The sequence below is a fragment of the Pseudophaeobacter sp. 1A09344 genome (assembly GCF_041008745.1).
Taxonomy (GTDB): Bacteria; Pseudomonadota; Alphaproteobacteria; order Rhodobacterales; family Rhodobacteraceae; genus Phycobacter; species Phycobacter gallaeciensis_A.
This window is the reverse complement of sequence record NZ_JAXGFS010000031.1, coordinates 1-3,325: the sequence shown is the minus strand read 5'-3', so window position 1 is coordinate 3,325 and position 3,325 is coordinate 1. Positions and strand designations below refer to the sequence as shown.

At 64.4% G+C, this 3,325-nt stretch carries 4 protein-coding genes; all 4 read left to right on the top strand.

The window, feature by feature from the left end:
* Positions 1-654: lytic transglycosylase domain-containing protein (locus tag SM765_RS22910; protein ID WP_368981937.1), on the top strand; the 654-nt coding region annotated here is incomplete at its 5' end.
* A gap of 16 nt (positions 655-670) precedes the next feature.
* Positions 671-952: a TrbC/VirB2 family protein gene (locus SM765_RS22905; protein ID WP_009574106.1), complete on the top strand. Its 282-nt coding sequence runs from the start codon at positions 671-673 to the stop codon at positions 950-952.
* Between the two features lie 123 nt (positions 953-1,075).
* Positions 1,076-1,354 carry a VirB3 family type IV secretion system protein gene (locus SM765_RS22900; RefSeq protein WP_009574107.1) on the top strand — a complete coding sequence of 93 codons (279 nt, stop codon included), beginning with the start codon at positions 1,076-1,078 and terminating at the stop codon, positions 1,352-1,354.
* Positions 1,344-3,325 (top strand): VirB4 family type IV secretion/conjugal transfer ATPase (locus SM765_RS22895; protein ID WP_368981936.1); only part of this gene is annotated, 1,982 nt, incomplete at its 3' end. The genes SM765_RS22900 and SM765_RS22895, both read left to right, overlap by 11 nt.

Genomic DNA, 3,325 nt, shown 5'->3' with positions numbered 1-3,325 from the left:
TCGAGGAGCGCGGCTGACGTCATCGCCTTCGGCCGCGACGGGACAGCCCGGACATCCGGCTGGACCTTTCATGGCGAGCGGCCTGTATGGGCGGGGTTGGATGATCGCTCTGAAGCCGAAGTCATTCTGGCCTCATTGGACACCGCGCCGCTGTCCGGTCGCGACGACATCCTCTTCCTGATCCGGACGACTGCTGACCGCCACCAAGGGAACCGTGCCCTGCGCCAGGTTGGTCTGGGTGCCGACGACTGGCAGGTCCTGTTCCGCGCCCTGGTCGAAGCTGAAAGCAGCTACAATCCGACTGCCGTGAGCCCCAAGGGTGCCTATGGTCTTGGCCAGCTGATGCCGGACACGGCACGTGCCCTCGGAGTCGATCCGCGCGATCCCCCGCAGAACCTCGACGGCGCGGCGCGCTATCTGCTCGCGCAGCTCGCCACGTTCAAAGACATCGACCTGGCGCTGGCAGCTTACAATTCCGGACCGCACCGGGTGGTCGAATATTCCGGTGTCCCGCCTTTCACCGAGACCCGCGACTACATCGCGCGCATCCACCGGATCCGGTCCCGACTCGCGGGTACACCTGTTTCCGCGCCGGACATCCGCGTCGCTGCCCGGGTGCCTGCGCGCGCTCCGGTCCTCATCGATCTTCAGTAAAATAAGGGAACTTCGCATGCTCAGACATCGCCTCAGCCGCCTCTTGCCTGCCGCCACAACCCTGGCGGCTTTCGCAACACCCGCTCTCGCGCAGGACTTGTCGCCTATCCAGACCATGCTGGAAACCGTCGAGGCCGCGCTGACGGGTCCGATCGGGATCGCGGTCGCCACGCTCGCGGTCATCGGCACCGGCTTCATGTGCATGATGGGGCGGCTGAACTGGGGCTGGTTCGCCTCGGTCATCATCGGGATCGTGCTGATCTTCTCGGCCGGCACCATCGTCGACGGCTTCTCCTGAGGTTGGCCGATGACTTTCCCGCACACTCGCATCCTCCGGTCGTCTCGAACGCGTTTGCACTGCAAACGCTGCCTCGAGACGTCCTGCGGATTCTTCATTTCAGCTAAGCGGGAAAGCATCTAGTTGGCAGAACGATCCCCCCTCTTTCTGGGCCTCGCCCGACCGCCCAAGTATCTGGGTCTCCCTGTCGGATACCTGGTGGTGCTGGCGACCGGGGTCGTTCTGCCGTTCATCTGGACCAAGTCGATGGTGTTTTTCCTGATCGGCCTTGTCGCCTATCCGATCCTCTGGTTCGTCGCCGACCGTGAGCCGCATTTCTTCGAAGTGCTGCGCGTCTCCTTTGGATCAGTGCGCCCGACGAAGAACCGGGCCCTGCACGGAGGCGACAGCTTTGGCGCTTGATGCGGGCACACTTTCCACTCACGGAACTGCTCTCCTTAAAGCGGGCGGCGCGGAGTTCGCGCGGGAGAGCTATCTCGCGGAGCACTTGCCGTATTTCGCGCTCGCGGATGACGATGTGATGGTGCTGCGCGAGGGCGACCTCTTGGCGACCCTGCGCCTTGATGGTCTGAACCCGATGACTAGCGAAGACGCCCGGCTTGATGCGCTGAAGCGCGCGGTCGCCGCCATCGTCGCCCAGACCGGCAACGCCTTCGGTTTCTACATCCACCGGATCTCCGTGCCGCAGTATCTCGGGATGCGCCCCATCGAGGGAGACAGTTTCGCAGCCGCGATCGACGCGCGCTGGCGGGCCCATGTCAAAGACCTCCGCCCCGCCAAGCGCCAGCTCTATCTCAGCGTCATCCGGCGCCCGGACATCTCCGCGCGCATCCCGCTTCTGCGCGCTCTGGCCCGCAAGGCCTGGGTCAAGGATCGCGCGACACGCCTGCAGGAGCTGAACGAGGTCATGGGCTTCTTCGAGGTGGCGCTTGCCTCGGCCAATCCAGTCAGGCTCACGAAGTCGGACGGTGAATGGCTGGGCTATCTCAATACGCTGAACGCAGGCAGCTTCTCCCCCATCGCCTTCGGGCAGAGCGCCCTGCCCCTCTCGCATACCCTGAGCAACTGTCGCGCGACCTTTGATGGCGATGTCGTCACCCTGACCGACGTCGTGACCGGTCAGGTCAAATACGGCGCGCTCTTCTCAATGAAGTCCTATCCGGCGCTGACCGACGTCACGCTGCTCGACGCGCTCGACCTGCCGCTCGACATCGTGCTGACGAACTCCTTCAGCCCGATCCCGAACAACATCATGGCCGAACGCATCCAGCGCATCATCCGCCAGATGCACGCCTCCGACGATGCGGCCGTCTCCTTGCGCGAACAGCTCGGGCAAGCAGCCGACGACCAGGAAGCGGGCCGCATCGCCTTTGGCGACCATCACCTCTCCATCGCGGTCTACGCCCCGGACCGCGACACGCTCGAACGCGCCGCCGCCCAGATCAAACGCGTGGGCCAGGAGATCATGTCGGTGATCGTGCGCGAGAACATGGCGCTGAAAGCCACGTATTTTGCGCAGTCGCCCGGCAATTTCGGCTACCGGGCGCGGAAGACGCCGATTTCCTCGATCAACTTCGCGGATTTCGCGGCCCTGCACGGCAGCGTCGAGGGGCGTGGGCCGGACCAGTCACCCTGGGGCCAGACCATCTCGGTCCTGCCGACGGTTGGCACCTCGGGCTATCGGTTCAATTTCCACGAGGCGGGCAGCCCTGGCAAGGAACCGACCGTTGGCCATACCCTTGTGCTGGGGCGCACTGGCACCGGCAAGACACTGACCACTGCTTTCCTCGCAGCACAAGCGCAGCGGGTCGGCGCGCGGCTCTTTTTCTTCGATAAGGATCGCGGGCTTGAGATGGCCGTCCGCGCCCTTGGTGGACGGTACAACGAAATCCGTGCCGGGGTGCCCACGGGGCTCAACCCACTCGCTACGGAGACCGACGAGCGCGGCCGAGCCTGGCTCTCGGACTGGCTCGCGACCCTTCTCACACGCAATGGAACCCTCTCGGGCGAGCAATCTCGCCATATCCAGAGCGCCGTCGGCCAGAACGCCGATGCGGGCGCGACCTTGCAGCGCTTTGTCAGTTTCGAGACCCTGTTCAAGTCGCTCGATGACGACGGCGAGTTGCAATCCCGCGTCGCCGAATGGGCGCCAGGTGGGCGCTATGGCTGGGTCTTTGACGAGCCCGAGCGCGGCGCAGGCCTCAAGCTCACGGGCGACATCGTTGGGTTTGATATGACCGAGATCCTCGACATGACCACCGAGCGCATGGCGGTGCTCTCCTACATCTTCCGCCAGATCGAACGCGTGGTCGAGGATCGCCGCCCCACCATCATCGTGCTCGACGAGGCCTGGAAGCTCTTGGACGATACCTA